Below are 16,189 nucleotides of genomic sequence, written 5' to 3'. Positions count from 1 at the left end.
CCATGCTGGTGAGCTGATCCAGTGGCAATTAATCCAAATTGCGTTGTGCGACCCACAGCTGCCCCAGTGCCAAACCACCATCGCCGCACGGCACCATCTGATTGGTATACAGCCGCAACCCGCGCTTGGCCAACGCAGCGCGAAGCCCGCGCACTAGCACTTGGTTAAACAGGCAGCCGCCACCTGCGACAACGGTGCGAATACCCTGCCGTTCGGCCGTGAGGCCCAGCCATTGCGCCAAGGCCTCGATCAAAACTGCATGAAATAATGCCGCCCCGTACGCGGCATCCGCGCAATCGGCTAATCGCGCTAACAAAGGCAGCAGATCAAGCTGGGTCAGCCCAGCCATCATTTGCTGCAATTTAAATAAATGAGACTCTTGCGAAGACAGCCGCATCGGCCCATATTGCGCGGCCAAGCCTTCGAGCTGCATCGCGGCCTGAGCCTCAAAACTCATCACCGTCGACACGCCCAGCAAACCGGCGGCGGCATCAAAATAGCGCCCCATGCTGCTGGTCTGCTGCGGATTGCGTGCTAATAACTGCACCAGCATGCCTGCACCAGCTTGCCCAGCAAAGCGCGTCGCAATTTCATCGCCCCGCCCCAATTGCGCCAACACGGCAGCCGCCATCCGCCATGGTTCGCGCGCAGCTTTATCGCCGCCGGGCATCGCCAATGGGCGCAAATGCCCCAGCCTTTGATAATGGGCATCATCAAGCAACAGTAGCTCGCCGCCCCACGCGCTATGCGCATTGGCACTCAATGAATCGTGAACTTCGCCCAAACCAATTCCATCCAGCGCCAAGCCCAATACCGGCCCTTCAAGCTGATGTTCGGCCATTACCGCCGCCAGATGGGCGTGATGGTGCTGCACCGCCAGCGTCGGTATTTGCCACTCTGCCGCCAAGCGCTGTGCCAGTTGCGTGCTAAAGAAATCAGGGTGCAGATCATGCGCAATCAGCCGCGGCTGCACTTGCAATAAATGCATCAAATGCTCTGTCGCCGCCTGTAGGGCGCGGCAATTGGCAACGCGATCTAGGTCACCAATGTACTGCGACAAAAAGGCCTGATCGCCTAGCGGGTCAGAGCGGCTTAGACACAAGGCACTATTAAAAAACCCACCCAGCGCCAAAATCGGCTCGGTGTTTTTCGCCAAGCGAATGGCCTGCGGCGTATAGCCACGCGCGCGGCGAATCATCTGCGGCGCACCGCCGGTATCAAGCTGCATGACGCTGTCGTCGCAGCGAATCACAATATCGCGGTTATGTAATAAATACGCGTCGGCAATGCCAGCCAACTGGCTCATCGCCTGCGCGTTTTCAATCACCAATGGCTCGCCATGCGAATTGGCGCTGGTCATCATCAGCATCAAGGCTTGTGGCTGTTGCAACCAGTCCAACCCCGCCGGGCGGCCTGCAGCTTCGTGAAATAGCAAATACTGAATAGGCGTATAGGGCAGCAATGCACCGATGGTATTGACCTGTGGGGCAATACCCTTCAGAAGATCATCGGCACCTGCTTGTTTTGACAACAACACAATCGGCCGCGCAGCGGATTCTAGCCATTGCTGCTCAGCATCACTGATCTGCGCCAACTCGGCCAGTGACGCCACATTGGCCACCATCACCGCGAGTGGTTTTTCTTCGCGCTGTTTGCGCTCACGCAGCCGCGCTACTGCGGCTGGGTTACGCGCATCACACACCAGATGAAAACCGCCCAAGCCTTTGATGGCGACAATCTGCCCAGTCTTGAGCAACGCCAGTGTTTGCGCAATTGCATCGCCCGTAATGCTGCCGCCTGCGGCATCAAGCAACTGCAGCGCAGGCCCGCAATCAGCGCACGCATTGGGCTCGGCATGAAAGCGCCGATGCGCGGGGTCGCGATATTCGTGTAAACACGGGGCACATTGGGCAAAACAGGCCATGCTAGTATTAGCGCGGTCATACGGCAGCCGCGACACCAAGGTGTAGCGCGGGCCGCAATCGGTGCAATTGATAAAGGCATAGCGATAGCGGCGATTGCTCGGGTCAAATAATTCGGCCAAACACTCGGGGCAAATGGTCGTATCGGCGCCAATGCTGGCCGCGTGCTGCGGGCTGGCTTCGCTGTGCAAAATATCAAATGTACTAAACGGCGTATCGGCATTGACTGCAGCAACGTCGATCGAATCAATCTGCGCCAACGGCGGTGCATCTTGGCGCAAGCGCTGCGCAAATTGCGTGAGTAACTCGGGTGCGCCATCGACTTCAATCGTCACCCCTTGCCCATCGTTGCGCGCCCAGCCTTTGAGCTGCAAGCCGTGTGCCAAGCGATACACAAAGGGGCGAAACCCCACCCCCTGTACCAGACCGCGCACCACGATGCGCTGGCGCTGCGTTGACATTTAAGCCTGCACAATCTGTGCTTGGCGGCAACCCGCTTGCAGCCAAGCCAGCCATTGATCCATGCCTTCACCCGATTTGGTCGATAAGCAAATCACCGGCAAATTGGGGCGCACTTGCCGCGCCATGCGGATCGCAGCTTCAACATCAAAATCCAGATATGGCAGCAAATCGATTTTGCTTAAGATCATCAGATCGGCGGCGCGGAACATATCGGGGTATTTCAGCGGTTTATCTTCGCCCTCAGTTACCGACAGAATGGCGACCTTATGCGCCTCGCCCAAATCAAAAGCCGCCGGGCAAACCAAATTACCGACGTTTTCGATCAGCAGCAGGCTGTTGTCGCGCAAGGCCTGCTCGGCATGGAGCGTTGCCAGTGCGCCCGCCACCATATGCGCATCCAAATGACAGCCTTTACCAGTATTGATTTGCACCGCCGGAGCGCCTGTGGCGCGAATCCGCTCGGCATCATTGGCGGTTTGCTGATCGCCTTCAATCACCGCCACCGCAGTGCGCTGCTGCCACTGCCGGATAGTTTCGACCAGCAGCGTGGTTTTGCCCGAGCCGGGGCTGGATACCAGATTGAGCGCAAAAATGCCTTGCGCCGCCAGCTGGGCGCGATTTTGCGCGGCCAAGCCATCGTTGCTGGCCAGAATATCGTGCTCAAGCCGCAGCGTGCGTTCGGGGTCAACCTCGGGCGCATGAGCTGCGCCCAATGGCCCGACCGCAGCACGCTCGACGTGCCCAGCCACGCGGTAACGCGGGCCACTGGGCAGTGTTGCAGCAGCCCGTTTGCGCCGCACCGGGCTAATTCCATTGATCGTTACGTCACCATGTCCGCAGCCGCAGGTGGTACACATCATTTAGCTCCTTGCATCAAGGAAACATCATTTAGCAATGGGGTATATTCGTAAATACAATGTCTATATTGATCTGTAAAAATATACCCATCAAGCTACAGTAATTTCCAATACCTGCATTTCCTCTCCCGCAATCACCTGCAGCTCAAAACCGCCGCAGTGCGGGCAGGGAAAACCAATCTGGTTTAATTCAACATCCAGCTGGCAACTGGCGCAATGCGCCCGCCCCGGAGTTTGTTCTATTTCAAATTGCGCCTCGGCTAAGAGCGTCTGGCGTGCGGCCAGAGTGCAGCAAAATTGCAGCGTATCGGCATCTACATGCGCCAGTGCACCAATCGCCAAGCGCACCCGGCTGACCCGCTGCGCTTTAGCACGCTGCGCAGCCGATTCAACAATACGAATCACATTCTCGGCCAGACTCAACTCATGCATAGCGCCTCTACCCCACACGCCCAACGATGGTTACAGGCTAGCAGCAATTTATAGCTTCACTGTTGAGGCAAATCAGTGTGTCGCAAGCAGGCGCAAGTACAGCACCAGCAGTTGCAAAATTGCGACAACCACTGCGCCGGCACCTTAGCAAGGCAATTTTCCCACGCTAGCTGGCATTTTATTTAGCCTTTGTGCTCATAAAAACCCGCGGCAACTGCGCACTGTTTGCCGACCAAATCCCCCCTCATCATCCCTCCCTTCTCGAAAACCAGATTGTTTGACATCGCACAACGTCTATCACTTTCGTAGTAATAGAATTTTTTACTACAAAAGCTGATTTCTGGCTAAGTACCGAAATCAACGCAACAACAGCGGAAGAGTATAAGCATTTGAAATAATAGGATTATTGCAATTGGTGCGACTCAATACCAATTGCAAACCATCCCGATGGTCGCGCCCGTAGCCCAGCTTGACGCTACAGGTTTTGCCTAGCTTTTCCGACAGCAAGAATCATTTTTTTCAGCCATGTCTCTGCGTAAAGGCTAGTGCACTTATGAAAGCGATGAACTACAAGGCGTGCGTATGTAACCTGTGCGGTACCGGGTGCGGGCAGTTTCTTAAAACCGATGGCCAAAAGGTCTTTGGTGTTGCACCACTGATCGCCCACCCAGTCAGCAAGGGCAAGCTCTGTATCCGCGGCTGGCATTCGAATGAATTGCTCAGCACCAACGAGCGCATCACGACCCCACTGATTCGCGAGCAAGGCCAGCTTCGCCCGGCTAGCTACGAGGAAGCCATTGCTTTGGTTGCTGAGCGCCTGACGCAATTGAATGGTGAAGCAGGAGAAATTGGGATTCTGGCTTCCGCCAGATCGTCCAATGAAGATAACTTCACACTGGCACGTTTAGCGCACGAGGTTTTTAACACCCGCATTCAAGGTATCGGCGCTGAGGCCGGGCATCGCAAAAGTATGGCCTCGCTTGAACATGCGTTTGGCTACCCGGGTGCGCATGGCAGCCTGACCAGCATCGATAAAGCCGATTATATTCTGGTAGTCGGCACCGATATCACCCGCCAGAACCCAATTATTGGCGGCAATATCCATGCCGCTCAGCGCCGCGGCGCGCGGGTGGTTACGCTATCGAGCTCGCGCACGCAAATCGCCAAGCTATCCACCAAGCATTATCAACAAAAACCTGGCACCAAAGGCCTGCTAGTGAATGCCTTGGCGAAAGCCTTGCTGGCGATTCGTACGGTTAATCATGATCGGCGTGCCAATATTGATTTGCTACCGGGCTACGCCGAATACGTGGCTTCGCTGCGCAGTATTTCCTCAGTGGCATTAGAGCGTGCCAGTGGTATCCGCTATGAGGAAATCGAGGAAGAGGCCAAACACCTTGAGCAAGCTAAATCGATTGTTATTCTGTTCTCTAGCGGCATTTCCGGGCTGGATCGCCCTACGATTGATGCCATTACCAATCTGGCGTTGCTCACCGACCGGATGGACAATGAAAACTCTGCCGTGATTCCGGTGGCTGGTATTAGCAATTTGCAAGGCAGCTTTGATATGGGCGTGTCGGGTGAATTAGGTAATAGCGTGTTCAAAGCGCTGGCGACACCCGATTCCCCCATCAAGGCCTTGTTTGCCATTGATCACGACGACGGCATTATTCGCGATAAGGCACGCATCGCCGAGCTGGATTTTGTGGTGTATTCCTGTGCCTACAAAAATGCCTTTATGGAACTAGCCGACGTGGTGTTTCCGCTACCGGCCTACAACGAAACCGATGGTACCTATACCGCGGCGGATAAACGGGTACAGATCACCCATAAAAATGTCGATAACCCGCACGGCGTCTTGGCTGGCTGGGCTCTGTTTCAGAAAATCGCCAAAACCATGGGGCATGATTGGCAGTATAACGATACAGCCAGCGTATTTAATGATTTAGCTAAACATACCCCAGGCTATCATGACTTAAGCCATGCACAACTCAGCAAAGGCTTTGGTCAGCACTGGAACCCCAAAGCATTTGCTGGCTATCGTCAGCGCAAATTTAACGCCATCAATATCGAATACTGGGAATCGCCCACCACCGCTGAATTCCCATTCGCGCTCATGATCGGCAAGGCGCAGCACTACTGGCATCAGAATAATTTGATGCGCAAAACCATCGTGCCACGCCGCGAATACGACCAAACGCTATGGCTCTACCCACACGGCTATATCGAGATATCCCCCGATGATGCGACGCGCCTGAAAGTCAAAGATAAATGGCTGGTGAATGTGCATTCCAGCATTGGCACGCACATGAAGATTGCGGTGAAGATTTCGCCGGATGTGCAAAACGGCACCGCCTATATCCCTTACTTCATCAAAAACATGATTTCCGATTTTCTACTGCCGTATGAGAACGCCTACGCCGCCGGTGAAGAAAGCGTGGTTCCGATCAAAATCCAAGAAGCATGAGCAGCGAGGCTAAGCACAGATGTCCATGTATATTTTATCCTCACACGAGATCAAGCAACTGGCCCAAGAGCTGCAGGCTTCGCATGAAGTGTATGGCCCGCAGGTTGACCCACAAACTCAGCAGGTGTTTTTTGATCAGCTAACTGATGTCGCCGCGCTCAATCTGGAAGCGCCGATTCCGTCGATGCCGGTAAAAGAAATTCTGTTCCCGCAAATGGAGCGAATTTTGAAATACCGCTATGACAGCGAAGCCCAAAGTGTGACGATGTCCAAACAATACTTTGAAAAACCGAAGGTCTTGTTCGGCTTACGTCCCTGTGATTTATCCGGCATTTTGGTGCTGGATCGCTTTTTCCTCGGGCAAGAATTTGTTGATGATGTGTATCTGGCACATCGCCGTCAATGCCTGCTGATCAGCAATACCTGCCTCAACCCCTTCCCACAATGTTTCTGCGTCTGTACGCACTCAGGCCCGGATGCCGATGAAGGTTTTGATCTGGATCTGACCAAACTGCAAGACGGTTATCTGGTTAAAGTGGGGAGCGAGAAAGGCCAGGCGCTGGCGGATGCCCATCAATGGCAACTAGCCAGCCCCGCTCAGCTTAGTGAGCAAAAAGCCGTCGTCGATCACTGCATTGATCTATTCCCCGAAATGGCCACCGACAATAAAGCGTGGATTTCCCGCGTAATGAATCGCATCACCACCGGTTTTGTAAAGCAGGAAACCTGGGAATATATCGGCGATCAATGCTTGGAATGCGGAGCCTGCTCTTTCGTTTGCCCAACCTGTAGCTGCTTCAATATTGAAGACACACAAACGGCATGCGGCGAGTGCGAACGGCTGCGCATGCGCGATTCGTGCTCGTTTGAAGGCTATGCCCGCATGGCTGGCGACCATAACCCGCGTCAGCCGGTGGAAGACCGACGCAATAAGCGTTTTTTCTGCAAGCTGTCTTACCCGCAATCGAAAAAATACCTGCGCCCCGGCTGTGTGGGCTGTGGCCGCTGCCAGTGGGTGTGCCCTGGCGATATTGGCCTGCCCAATGTTGTGCAATACATCCGCCGCGAAATCACCGGAGGGCAAAACTGATGGCCAATTGTCACGGCAATCACGAGCATGGCAACTGTAAAACCACCGGCCTGTGCCCGATTGTGACCTTCCCCGAGGTGGTGAATATCGACGAGATTCGCGACGAAATTCCCGAGGTAAAGACGTTTTATCTGTCTTTCACGAATAAAGACGTCGAGCGCGAGTTCCGCATCAAATCGGGCCAATTCATTATGTGCACGGTGTTTGGCGCCGGTGAATTTGCCGTGTCGCTACCGCCCAGCCCGGAAAACGATCGCTTTCATATTTCGGTGCGCGCCGTCGGGAAGGTAACTAACGCGCTACACGCGCTCAAACCCGGCGACAAACTCGGCGTGCGCGGGCCATTTGGCAATGGCTTTCCGTTTGAAGACATTAAAGGCAAAAACATCATTTACGTGGCCGGAGGCATTGGCCTGATTCCGCTGCGCAGCTCGATCGTGCATGCGCTGCAACACCGCGAAGATTTCGGCCGCATCATCCTTTTGTATGGCGCGCGCAGCAGCCAAGATCTGATGTACCAGCCGGATATTCGCGAGTGGCAGCAAAACGCTGGCTTCGAGACTTTCATCACCATCGACCGTCCCGAAGAAGGCTGGACGGGCGAAGTGGGCTATGTGAATCAGCTGATCGAAAAAGCCAAGGTGCCGGTCGATAACAGCGTGGCCTTTGTCTGCGGCCCGCCGGTGATGTTTAACAGCGTGATTGGCGAATTTTTAAAACGGGGTATGAGCGAAGACGCGATCATCTCGACGCTGGAGCGGCTGATGAAATGCGGCATTGGCAAATGCCAGCATTGCGCAGTAGGCCGCACGCTCGTCTGCACCGATGGGCCGGTTTATACCTATCGGCAAATCAAAACGCTGGGTGAACAGATATGAGCTTTACCCACGATTTGGCCCAAATTTTTAGCCGCCCCACGCAGATTGTGGGCATCGGCAACCCGCTGCGTAGCGACGATGGCGTGGGCTGCTATATCGCCGACACCTTGGCCCAGCAGTTACCCTCCGGCAGCCCGCATGCGGCGCTGAATGTCGAAGACGTGATCGAAAACCATGTGTTTGCGCTGGCCTCAGGCCCAGCCGAGCACATCTTACTGGTGGATGCGATTAGCGGCAGCGGGCAAACACCCGGCTCGCTGGTTTTGGGCAAGCTGCGCGAGCTGGAAACCGGCGGCGGCTATTCGACCCACAAGCTGGCGCTATCAATGGCCGCGCAATTACTCGAACAACAGGGCAAGCAGGTTTACCTGCTAGGCATCAGCGCCCACAACATCGACTTTGGCTTGCAGATGGAGCCAGCCATACAGGACAGCGCGGCGACAGTGATTGATCTGCTGTGCCAGCACGCCGGAAGGAGCCACTAAGATGGACACCACGATCTATCCGCATTTACAAACCGGCCTGGCGATCTTGCTGGGTGCGGGCCTGATTACCCCACTAATCGCCAGCAAACGCCAACTGGCAGGCATCGTTAACCTACTGGCCGTGGTGCTGGCCGGGCTGTTTTTCGCCAGCAGCGCTATCAATGTTCTGAGCGGCCCGGGCGCGCCGGCCAGCTTTGATCTGCAGCTGGCTGGGCTCACGATCCCGCTGCTGGTGGATGGATTTTCGGCGGTGTTTTTGCTGCTGATCGCGGTGATTGCCAGCGTGGTGGCGCTGTACTGCATTGGCTATATGCAGATGGACCATTACCGCCATTACAGCCTGCGCGGCTTTTATTTCTGCTACCCCGTGTTTATCGCCGGCATGATCGCGCTGGTGACGGTGGATGACCTGAGCACCGGGTTTACCATCGCCTGGCAGCTGATGACGCTGACCTCATTCTGGCTAATCCGCTTTGATCATCACGACCCGGTGATTGTGCGCAGCGCCAATAAATACCTGCTGCTGATGCAGCTGGCGTGGGCGACGGTGCTAACGGCGGGGCTGCTGGTTCCGGGCTGCGGCTGGGGTACGCCACTACATCAAATCGCCGAGCAGTTGGGCACGCTCGATGTCGGCCTGCGTACCTTGCTACTGGCGCTCACCTTCCTCGGCTTTGGCATGAAAGCGGGTATGTTTCCGCTGGGCCAGCTGTGGCTGCCCGATGCGCACTCGGTAGCGCCGTCACCGATTAGCGCGCTGCTGTCAGGTGTGATGCTCAAAACCGGCATCTACGGCCTGATCCGCACCCTGTTCTGGATGACGCCAGAGAGCATGCCCGCGCACGAGTTGCAGTACTGGGGGCTGGCGGTGGCGGTGATTGGTGTGGTGACTCTGTTTATCGGCACCTCGCAATCGCTGAAACAAGTCGATGCCAAGCGCCTGAATGCGTATAGCTCCATCGGCCAGATCGGCTACATCATTCTGGCGATCGGTGCAGCGCGCTATTACCTCGGCCCCAATGCCGCGCTGCATGCACTGGCGCTGCTGGCCATTTTGGGCGCGTTTTTGCATGTACTGAATCACGCCATTTTCAAAAGCTTGTTGTTCCTGTGTGTGGGTAGTGTGCAATACACCACCGGCACCAAAGATCTGGACAAGCTCGGCGGCCTGTTTGCGCTGATGCCGATCACTGCCATTATCGCCGGCATCGCCGCGATTGCCGTTTCGGGCGTGCCGGCCTTTTCGGGCTTTACCAGCAAGTGGGCCATCGTGGCAGCCACGTTGCTGTCGGGCAAAGCGGCTGGCATTTTTGTAATCTTCGGCGTGATTGCATTGGTAACCAGCGCGATGACGTTGGCCACTTACGTGAAGCTCTACGGCATGACCTTTACCTCGGTGGGGGTCGAGTGGAATGAAAAAACCAAGGTCCACGAAGTCAGCCAATTGATGCTAGCCCCTAAATTGATTTTGGCTGCCGTGTGTCTGGTACAAGGCTTCTTCCCTTACTTGTTTGTGCAACTGTTTGGGCGCGTGCTGGCGACTTCGGAAGGAGTGCTAACCCACACGCTGGGCACACCTGCAGTGCTCGCCTCCCTGTCGCAACACTATGCAGGCGTAAGCTTTGCTGCAACCAATGGTTCAGCCGTTGCCTTCTCGCTACCGCTAGTCATGATAGCCATGCTGGTGGTGGCGCTGCTCGCCGCACTGTGGCTACGCCGTGCTGGTGGCGCAGAAGAGCGCACAGCACCAGTATGGCTGTGCGGATACCAAACCCTAAATAATGCCAATCGTTACTTGAGCAGTCATATCTTTGACGCCTTTAAAAAGTTCATGAAATGGACTGGCGGCAATGTGCGCGGCGCCTGATTTTCCGGAGTTACCACCATGTCGATAAGAAAAGAACTGGAAGCCAAACTGATTGCCCGCCTGCGTGATGATGTGGTGTGCGTCGAAAAAACCGATGAGCGCACCATCTACATCGATGTAAAGCGCGCCGGTTTTCGTGAAGCAAGCCAGATCATCACCAACGCAGGCGCCCGCTATCTGTGCAGCATCGGTTATGACAACATCGAGCGTGACGGCACGCTAGCAATGGTGCATACCTATGCACTGGACGATAGCAACCGTTTTGTCTGCTGCCGTGCGTCTGCTCCTGTTGATGACCCGGTACTCGAATCCATTACGCCCGACCTGCCTTCTGCCGGCTGGTCGGAACGCGAAGTCACCGATTTGCTGGGCTTGCGCTTTGCTGGCCACCCCAAACCCAAAAAATTAGTGCTGGCCGATGATTGGCCAGAGGGCATCTACCCACTGCGTAAAGATGTTCCGCATGATTTCGTTCCGCAAGGCGCCGAGGATGTCGCGTATCAACTCGATGAAGCACCTCCCGGCACCAAGATCGTGCCAGTTGGCCCCTTTCACCCGAGCTTGCACGAGCCCGAACACTTTGCCGTGTATGTCGATGGTGAAACCATCAAGGGCTGTGACTATCGCGGCTTTATGACGCATCGCGGTATCGAGAAGCTGTGCCAGACTCAGGTGAGCTACAACGAAGTGCCATTTATTGCCGAACGCATCTGCGGTATTTGCGGCTCGGTGCATGCCACCGCGTTTTCGCAGGCAGTGGAATCGGCCGCGGGGCTGATTATTCCGCGCCGCGCCGAATTTATCCGCACCATGATGCTCGAAATCGAACGCATCCACTCCAACTTGCTATGGCTAGGCGTGGCGGGCCATTTGATTGGTTTTGATACGGTGTTTATGCAGGCGTGGCGCGTGCGCGAACAGATCATGTGGTTGTGTGAACGACTCACCGGCAATCGCAAAACCTACGGCATGATTTTAGTTGGCGGTGTGCGTCGTGACATTACGCCAGAAATTGCACAAGACATTCTGGATGTGATCAAAAAAATCGAAGACGAGCTGATGGTTATTTATCGCGCGATTGAAAAAGACACGTCCATCCATAAACGCACCAAAGGCGTCGGTACGATCACCAAGCAGCAGGCCATCGACTGGAATTTGATCGGCCCCGTGGCGCGTGCGCGCGGTGTCGATATTGATGCCCGTCGCGATCACCCCTATGCCGCTTACGACGAGATGAAATTTGAAGTACCGGTACTCGATGGCTGCGACGTTTGGTCCACATTAGTAATCCGGGTTGTCGAGACCTTCGAGGCGATCAAGATCATCCGCCAGTGCCTGGACAAGATGCCGGGCGGCGAAATATTTGTTGAAATGAAGGACAAAATCCCAGCGCAGCGACATGCAATTACCGTGGTCGAAGCACCACGCGGTGAATCGGTGCACTACGTTGTTACCGGTGAGGATAACCGCCCCGAACGCTGGCGGGTTCGCGCTCCGACCTTTACCAACCTACAGGCCGTGCCATTGATGTTGTTGGATGAGCAATTTGCTGACTTCCCCATCATCATGGGCAGTATTGACCCATGCTTTTCTTGCACTGATCGTGTGGCGGTAGTTGATCTGCAATCAGGCAAATCCAGCTCGGTTTCCAAAGCGGAGCTTGATGCGATGTCGAGAAAATATCTGCAACAGGTGAAAAAATGAGCTCATTCACTGAAATCACTATTGGCATTGCTCAGGTCTTTGGCAATCTGCTGCTGTTTCTGGCCGTTGCGCCTTTTTTGGATGGCGTGGTGCGGCGCGTTATGGCGCGGGTACAAAGCCGGCAAGGGCCTCCACTGGCGCAGTCGTACTATGACGTACTCAAATTACTGGGCAAGGAAAACATTGATTCATCAGGAATCCTACCATTTCGGTTAGCGCCGCTGGTGGCGTTTGCATCCATCCTATGTGTGATTGCGATCCTTCCCGTCGCAGGCCATGCCACAGCCTTGACGCCCTATGCCGACGCAATCTCGCTGGTTTATCTGCTGACCCTCGGCGGTGTGGCCGTGTTGCTAGGCGCGTTTGCTAGCAAAAATATCTACGCACTGATCGGCGCCAGCCGTGAAATGACCACGATGATTATGGTGGAGCCAATTTTATTTATGGTGCTGCTGCTGGGCGTACTGAAAACTGGCAGCCTCGATCTGAACGCTGTTATTTATGGCACGCCAATGGCCTCTTTTGGCCTGCCTGGCGTGATTATGATTGCGGTGAGCTTGTTTGGCCTGCAAGCCTTTGTAGCACGCCAGCCGTTTGACATCGCTGAGGCCGAGCAAGAGCTGCTGGGAGGCCCGTTTATCGAGTACAGCGGCCCCAACTATGCGCTATTTAAGTACTACATGATGCTCAAGCAGATGTTTTATGCCTACTTGCCAATCGCCATGTTCGTTCCATTGCTAGGCTCAGGTTTCTATCTAATCGATCTGGCTTTGCAGTTAGTGCTGACCGCCGTGGTATTCCTGCTGATCGGGCTTTTATCCGCCACCCACCCACGCTACCGGATCGATCAAGCGATTCGCTACTTCGGCGTGCTGTTTCTGATTGCGCTGGCAGCTATTGCCGCCGCCATCGTCTTCTAAGGGAGATCATCATGTGGCTAACCAGCAAAATCAAACAGCTTCTGATGGTAATGAAACCGGGGGTCGTAACGCTTGACTACCCAAATGAGCGCCCACCCGTACCTGCTAATTTGCGGGGGCAACCGGTGTTTGATCACCAGAAATGCATTGGCTGCGGCGGCTGTTCCGATCACTGCCCTTCGCGCTGCATTTTGGTCCGCGATGTGTGCCAGGAATTACGGGTGATGTTGTATGACGGCTCACGCTGCACTTATTGCGGGCGCTGTGCCGACATCTGCCCAGAGCAGGCCATCACGATGAGTAATAGCTTTGAAATCGCGTGCGATGATAAAGACGATATCACCACGCGCATGGAGCTATTTATGATGAGCTGCCAGCGCTGTGGTCGCTGCTACGAGATGGAAAAAACCAATGCCATTGATCGCATCAATCTAAAAGGCTTCCGCTACGACAACCTTGAGCAGCGGGCTCTGATCCGTAAAACCAGCGAGACCTTCTCGACAGAGCTACTCAAAGAATCCGACAACTACCAGCGCCCAAGCAAAAAATAGGAGCCGAACATGCTTAAAAATCTCTGCAAGCGGATGTTCAAAAAATCCATCTGGGTTTATCACTGCAACACCGGCGCATGTAACGGCTGCGACATTGAAATTTTGAATATTCTTACACCGTTTTACGATGTCGAGCGTTTTGGAATCAAGCTGGTGGCCTCACCTCGCCATGCCGATGCCATGCTGATTTCTGGTGCTGTCACCCGTCCTACGTTGCCACTGGTCAAACGGGCCTATGAAGCCATCCCAAACCCCAAGCTAGTCTTTGCGATTGGCTCGTGCGCCACAGGTGGTGGGGCTTGGTTTGATACCTATAACGTCACTGGTGGCGTGGATAAAGTACTAGGGGTGAATTACTACATCCCGGGTTGCCCGCCGCGCCCAGAAGCGATTTTGTACGGCGTCGCCCTTGCTCTGGGCTTAGTTGATAAGCAGGCCGCGCCAGTTGAACTCAAACAAATGGAGTTCCCGATCGATATGTATGAGCGCAACGAGGCGTGGGAAAAACGCAATGTGATTTACGAGCTACTGAAGTAATCCGAGGCCGATACCATGAGCAAAAAAATTCTGCTGATCGACAATGATGTCTCGCTCTGTGAACAACTTTCCACGCAATTAGCCGCCCACGGCTATGCCGTCATTTGCGCACATTCAGCCGTCGAGGGGCGAAAGCTGGCGCTAACCGAAAAGCCCGACGCGATTGTGACCGAAGCCATGCTGGAAACGGATACCGCTGGTTTCGAGTTGGTCTACCAACTCCGCGATGAACGTGCGGACTCGCGCTACGCCAGCATACGCTCAACCCCGATTTTATTACTCACGGGGATTGATCAAGCCACGCATTTTCGTTTTTCTCTGAATGAAAAACAGAGTTACCTACCTAAAATCAGCGGCATGCTCAGCAAACCAGTACAACTTGAAAACTTACAGGAAAAATTGCAGCAAATGCTCTGATTAAATTATGCCGCAACAAATACGGCGGAAACGAGCATGCTCATTTGCAAATGATAGGGAGTTCGCATGAAACACAAATATCTAATCGCACCATTGGCTTTGCTACCCATGTTTGCATTCGCACACCCACAAGGTCACGCAGATAGTCTATTACTGGGCTTTAGCCACCCTTGGGTAGGCATGGATCATTTGCTGGCCATGCTTGCAGTGGGTATGCTGGCAGCGGCACAAGCCGATTTAAAAACCAAAGTCATATTGATGCTATGTTTTTTATTGAGCCTAATTGCAGGGGTATATGCCCCAGTGCCAGTTAATTTGTTGACTAGTGTCGAATACATAGTAGCCCTATCTGTTGGCCTACTCGGGTTATCACTGCTAATCACCCCGCGTCTGCCTAGCGCCATTTGCAATTTTGTAGTTATTGCTAGTGGCTTGTTGCATGGCATCGTCCACGGCGCAGAAATTCCGAATAACTCACAATCAGATTCATTCGTAGTTGGCATGCTGCTCGCATCGATCGTGCTACATCTCGGTGGGTTTATTTGGTTTTCATGGGGAGTAAAACGCGCATTACCTTACTTCCGTTTCGCCTGCGCCGCTTGCTTGAGTGTGAGTAGTGCGATACTCATGCTCCACATCTAACCTGTTCGACCACCGAAATATCACCACATTTTGCTTTTTTTGGCATAGAAATGGCTTTGTTGCACAAATCAGCGGCTTCGCGCCGCTGATAGAATTGTTGTATGAGCAAACCTTTACCTAGCAGTTACAAAACCAACAACTGGCCAAAGTATCACGCGGCGTAAAAGTCACGTGGCGCATTGATGATTTGGCTCGATCCAACACTGAAATGGGCTGCGGAGCCCACAGGTAAACGTGGAAGAAACCCCACTTTCAGCGATGCCGCCATCCAGTTCTGCCTCACTATCAAATGCCTATCGGCCTCGCATTGCGCCAAGCCACCGGCATGATGGAAAGCATGCTTCGGCTCGCCAACTTAGATTGGATCGTCCCTGATTCGAGTAAAATTTCTCGTCGACACACTCAAAGTCATTATTCCTGCACGCCAAAGCCAAGGTGGATTGCATTTATAGGTCGATAGCACCAGCATCAAAATGCTGGGCGAAGGCGAATGGAAAACCTTAAATTAGTCCCAACTCTTTACGGATATTAAATCAGATTCTTTTTGCTCAACCCAAATAGAACTACTCTCGGTAATCTCTTTTTTCCAAAAAGGGGCATCGGTTTTCAAGAAGTCCATGATGTATTGACTAGATTCATAGGCCGATTTGCGATGTGGGCTCGAGGTTATTAGCAATACGATATTGTCATTTCGCGTCAACATTCCAATGCGATGAATTAAGGTAATGCTTGATAAATCCCAGCGGGCATGTGCGCGTGAGCATAGATCCGAAAGTACTTTTTCAGTCATTCCAGAGTAATGCTCCAAGAATATCGAATTAGCATGGGACGCAGGGGCTATATCTCGGACTTTCCCAATAAAAATCACAATTGCACCAACATCCCCCTGTTTTTTTGCATACTCAAGTTCAACATCAACATTGAAGTCTGCTTCTTGAATTAGCACTCTATCCATATC

At 53.8% G+C, this 16,189-nt stretch carries 15 protein-coding genes and 1 pseudogene; 12 read left to right on the top strand and 4 right to left on the bottom strand.

Features of this window, described 5'->3' with window-relative positions; translation table 11 throughout:
• Positions 1-28: 28 nt before the first annotated feature.
• From hypF to hypA, 3 genes are all read right to left on the bottom strand, one after another.
• A complete protein-coding gene (gene hypF / locus HZU75_RS11960; RefSeq protein WP_180306265.1) occupies positions 29-2,383 on the bottom strand; it encodes a carbamoyltransferase HypF in 2,355 nt (784 codons plus the stop codon).
• A complete protein-coding gene (gene hypB / locus HZU75_RS11955; RefSeq protein ID WP_265575728.1) occupies positions 2,384-3,244 on the bottom strand; it encodes a hydrogenase nickel incorporation protein HypB in 861 nt (286 codons plus the stop codon).
• Positions 3,245-3,331: 87 nt separating this feature from the next.
• Complete coding sequence (hypA, locus tag HZU75_RS11950; protein WP_180306264.1) at positions 3,332-3,673, bottom strand: hydrogenase maturation nickel metallochaperone HypA; 342 nt, start codon at positions 3,671-3,673, stop codon at positions 3,332-3,334.
• A 553-nt stretch (positions 3,674-4,226) separates the two neighbouring features.
• On the opposite strand from hypA, the gene HZU75_RS11945 reads away from it, so the two are divergent.
• The 12 genes and pseudogenes from HZU75_RS11945 to HZU75_RS17455 form a co-directional block, all read left to right on the top strand.
• On the top strand, positions 4,227-6,140 hold the full coding sequence (locus HZU75_RS11945) for a molybdopterin oxidoreductase family protein (RefSeq protein ID WP_228028044.1): 1,914 nt from the start codon (positions 4,227-4,229) through the stop codon (positions 6,138-6,140).
• A 25-nt stretch (positions 6,141-6,165) separates the two neighbouring features.
• Positions 6,166-7,230, top strand: coding sequence for a 4Fe-4S dicluster domain-containing protein (locus tag HZU75_RS11940; RefSeq protein WP_180306263.1), 1,065 nt, complete (start codon positions 6,166-6,168; stop codon positions 7,228-7,230).
• Positions 7,230-8,108, top strand: a complete 879-nt coding sequence (locus tag HZU75_RS11935) for an FAD/NAD(P)-binding protein (RefSeq protein WP_180306262.1) — start codon at positions 7,230-7,232, stop codon at positions 8,106-8,108. Before HZU75_RS11940 ends, HZU75_RS11935 begins: the two co-directional genes overlap by 1 nt.
• On the top strand, positions 8,105-8,593 hold the full coding sequence (locus tag HZU75_RS11930; RefSeq protein ID WP_180306261.1) for a hydrogenase maturation protease: 489 nt from the start codon (positions 8,105-8,107) through the stop codon (positions 8,591-8,593). The genes HZU75_RS11935 and HZU75_RS11930 overlap by 4 nt, the downstream gene beginning before the upstream one ends.
• Position 8,594: 1 nt before the next feature.
• Positions 8,595-10,460, top strand: a complete 1,866-nt coding sequence (locus tag HZU75_RS11925; RefSeq protein WP_180306260.1) for a proton-conducting transporter transmembrane domain-containing protein — start codon at positions 8,595-8,597, stop codon at positions 10,458-10,460.
• Positions 10,461-10,478: 18 nt separating this feature from the next.
• On the top strand, positions 10,479-12,164 hold the full coding sequence (locus tag HZU75_RS11920) for a hydrogenase large subunit (RefSeq protein ID WP_228028043.1): 1,686 nt from the start codon (positions 10,479-10,481) through the stop codon (positions 12,162-12,164).
• Entirely contained in the window at positions 12,161-13,084 is a 924-nt protein-coding gene (locus HZU75_RS11915; RefSeq protein WP_180306259.1) for a respiratory chain complex I subunit 1 family protein, read from the top strand. Before HZU75_RS11920 ends, HZU75_RS11915 begins: the two co-directional genes overlap by 4 nt.
• Positions 13,085-13,095: 11 nt before the next feature.
• The gene (locus tag HZU75_RS11910) at positions 13,096-13,635 is read left to right on the top strand and encodes a 4Fe-4S binding protein (RefSeq protein ID WP_180306258.1); all 540 of its coding nucleotides are present in this window, start codon (positions 13,096-13,098) and stop codon (positions 13,633-13,635) included.
• Positions 13,636-13,644: 9 nt separating this feature from the next.
• Positions 13,645-14,172 carry an NADH-quinone oxidoreductase subunit B family protein gene (locus HZU75_RS11905; protein ID WP_180306257.1) on the top strand — a complete coding sequence of 176 codons (528 nt, stop codon included), beginning with the start codon at positions 13,645-13,647 and terminating at the stop codon, positions 14,170-14,172.
• Positions 14,173-14,187: 15 nt separating this feature from the next.
• A complete protein-coding gene (locus HZU75_RS11900; RefSeq protein ID WP_180306256.1) occupies positions 14,188-14,589 on the top strand; it encodes a response regulator transcription factor in 402 nt (133 codons plus the stop codon).
• 66 nt (positions 14,590-14,655) lie between these two features.
• The gene (locus tag HZU75_RS11895; protein WP_180306255.1) at positions 14,656-15,231 is read left to right on the top strand and encodes a HupE/UreJ family protein; all 576 of its coding nucleotides are present in this window, start codon (positions 14,656-14,658) and stop codon (positions 15,229-15,231) included.
• A gap of 101 nt (positions 15,232-15,332) precedes the next feature.
• Positions 15,333-15,680, top strand: a pseudogene (locus HZU75_RS17455) (transposase); the annotation flags it as partial.
• Positions 15,681-15,736: 56 nt separating this feature from the next.
• On the opposite strand, the gene HZU75_RS11880 reads toward HZU75_RS17455, so the two are convergent.
• Positions 15,737-16,186 carry a molybdenum cofactor biosynthesis protein MoaE gene (locus HZU75_RS11880; protein WP_180306252.1) on the bottom strand — a complete coding sequence of 150 codons (450 nt, stop codon included), beginning with the start codon at positions 16,184-16,186 and terminating at the stop codon, positions 15,737-15,739.
• Positions 16,187-16,189: the final 3 nt, after the last annotated feature.

Origin of the sequence: Chitinibacter fontanus (assembly GCF_013423785.1) — a bacterium.
Classification (GTDB): Bacteria; Pseudomonadota; Gammaproteobacteria; order Burkholderiales; family Chitinibacteraceae; genus Chitinibacter; species Chitinibacter fontanus.
This window is presented reverse-complemented; position numbering and strand designations above follow the sequence as displayed.

What these genes read in the sequence shown, in the direction of transcription:
- HZU75_RS11945 (WP_228028044.1), top strand. Translation starts at nt 4,227, where the DNA reads ATGAAAGCGATGAACTACAAGGCGTGCGTATGTAACCTGTGCGGTACC.
- HZU75_RS11910 (WP_180306258.1), top strand. Translation starts at nt 13,096, where the DNA reads ATGTGGCTAACCAGCAAAATCAAACAGCTTCTGATGGTAATGAAACCG.
- HZU75_RS11895 (WP_180306255.1), top strand. Translation starts at nt 14,656, where the DNA reads ATGAAACACAAATATCTAATCGCACCATTGGCTTTGCTACCCATGTTT.
- HZU75_RS11940 (WP_180306263.1), top strand. Translation starts at nt 6,166, where the DNA reads ATGTATATTTTATCCTCACACGAGATCAAGCAACTGGCCCAAGAGCTG.
- HZU75_RS11920 (WP_228028043.1), top strand. Translation starts at nt 10,479, where the DNA reads ATGTCGATAAGAAAAGAACTGGAAGCCAAACTGATTGCCCGCCTGCGT.
- hypF (WP_180306265.1), bottom strand. Translation starts at nt 2,383, where the DNA reads ATGTCAACGCAGCGCCAGCGCATCGTGGTGCGCGGTCTGGTACAGGGG.
- HZU75_RS11880 (WP_180306252.1), bottom strand. Translation starts at nt 16,186, where the DNA reads ATGGATAGAGTGCTAATTCAAGAAGCAGACTTCAATGTTGATGTTGAA.
- HZU75_RS11900 (WP_180306256.1), top strand. Translation starts at nt 14,188, where the DNA reads ATGAGCAAAAAAATTCTGCTGATCGACAATGATGTCTCGCTCTGTGAA.
- HZU75_RS11935 (WP_180306262.1), top strand. Translation starts at nt 7,230, where the DNA reads ATGGCCAATTGTCACGGCAATCACGAGCATGGCAACTGTAAAACCACC.
- HZU75_RS11915 (WP_180306259.1), top strand. Translation starts at nt 12,161, where the DNA reads ATGAGCTCATTCACTGAAATCACTATTGGCATTGCTCAGGTCTTTGGC.
- HZU75_RS11905 (WP_180306257.1), top strand. Translation starts at nt 13,645, where the DNA reads ATGCTTAAAAATCTCTGCAAGCGGATGTTCAAAAAATCCATCTGGGTT.
- HZU75_RS11930 (WP_180306261.1), top strand. Translation starts at nt 8,105, where the DNA reads ATGAGCTTTACCCACGATTTGGCCCAAATTTTTAGCCGCCCCACGCAG.
- hypA (WP_180306264.1), bottom strand. Translation starts at nt 3,673, where the DNA reads ATGCATGAGTTGAGTCTGGCCGAGAATGTGATTCGTATTGTTGAATCG.
- hypB (WP_265575728.1), bottom strand. Translation starts at nt 3,244, where the DNA reads ATGATGTGTACCACCTGCGGCTGCGGACATGGTGACGTAACGATCAAT.
- HZU75_RS11925 (WP_180306260.1), top strand. Translation starts at nt 8,595, where the DNA reads ATGGACACCACGATCTATCCGCATTTACAAACCGGCCTGGCGATCTTG.